The following is a 1,437-nucleotide window of genomic DNA, read 5'->3' on the forward strand; positions in this document are numbered from 1 at the left end:
CCCCGCCCGGCCGGGGCGCGGGCCTCGGCGCGTGCGGCACCGGGGCGGAGCGGCGCCGGAAACGGGGTCAGACGATCTCGAGCGTGGCCATCTGGCCCCAGCTCGAGTGCGGCAGGTGATGGCAGTGGTAGACGTAGCGGCCGGTGTAGGTCGCCCACGTCATCGCGATGCGCACGGTGTCGCCCGGTGGCACGAAGACCACGTCCTTCACCCCGGCGTCCGAGGCGGCGGGCGGACCGCCGTTGCGCTCGATCACCCGGAACTGCGCCAGGTGGGTGTGGAAGTTGTGGTGCACGTGGAAGTCGGGCGGTGGCACCGATTGGTCCCCGTTGGTGACCGTCCACACCTCCGTCGCCCCGCGCTGGGCCGTGACGTCGACCCGTTCGGGGTCGTAGGTCTTGCCGTTGATGAGGTAGGTACCCGCCTCGTGGTCGGTCGAGAGCACGAAGTCCCGTTCCACCGTGGGTGTCGGCATCGCCGGGAGTTCGGCCAGAGTCGCCGGAACGACACTGGGGTCACCGGCCCCCCGTACGACGTCGAACCGCAGCACGTCGGAGTTCTCGCTCGCGAGCGCGTCGGTGTTCTCCAGGACCACCGACGATCCGACGCCGTGGCGGGAGAAGTCGACGACGATGTCGGCGCGTTCGCCGGCGGACAGGAAGGTCGAGGTGGTGGTGACCGGAGCGGGCAGCAGGCCGCCGTCGGTCCCGATCTGCTGGTACTCGGTCCCGTCGGCGAACCGGAAGGTCATGTAGCGGTCGACGGACATGTTGTAGAGCCGGAACCGGTACTTGCGCGCCGCGACGCGGAAGTACGGACGCTCCCGCCCGTTGACGAGGATGTGGGGCCGGTCCGCGGCGCGGGTGTAGACGAGGCTGCCGTCCTCCTCGATCCGCGCGTCCCGGACCTGGAGCGGCACGTCGTAGGGGCCGCTGGGCAGGCCGAGCGCACGCTCGGCGTCGTCGCTGAGGAGGTAGCTCGCGTGCAGTCCCCGGTAGACGTTCTCGGCCTCGAGGTGGTGGGCGTGGTCGTGGTACCACAGCGGCGCGGCGCGCTGGTCGTTCGGGTAGCAGTACAGCCGGCTCGACCCCGGCTCGATGACGTCCATCGGGTGGCCGTCGTGCTCGGCGGCGACGTGCCCGCCGTGGAGGTGCACGTTGCTGTTCACGTCGAGGCTGTTGCGTTGCCGCACGAAGATCGGACGCCCGCGCCGGGCCCTGATCGTCGGGCCGGGGTACTGCCCCCCGTACGAGCGCACCGTCGTCGGCAGGCCCCGGATCAGCTCGTGACGCGCCTCGCGGATCGTGAGGTCGTAGTAGTCGTGGCCGGAGGCGGAGAACGCCGGGGACAGGACTCGGGGAACCGGCATCTCGTGGGCGAACGGCGTCGACGGGGCGGGCTCGGCCGCCGCCGCGCGCGGGGCCGTCGCCGCGTTCG

General features: G+C 71.6%; 1 protein-coding gene. It reads right to left on the minus strand.

The genetic code is table 11. The features are described 5' to 3' along the window. Positions 1-67 precede the first annotated feature (67 nt). Positions 68-1,437 (minus strand): multicopper oxidase family protein (locus SACSA_RS0101825; protein ID WP_019813044.1); only part of this gene is annotated, 1,370 nt, incomplete at its 5' end.

This window comes from Saccharomonospora saliphila YIM 90502, from assembly GCF_000383795.1.
GTDB classification, from domain to species: domain Bacteria; phylum Actinomycetota; class Actinomycetes; order Mycobacteriales; family Pseudonocardiaceae; genus Saccharomonospora; species Saccharomonospora saliphila.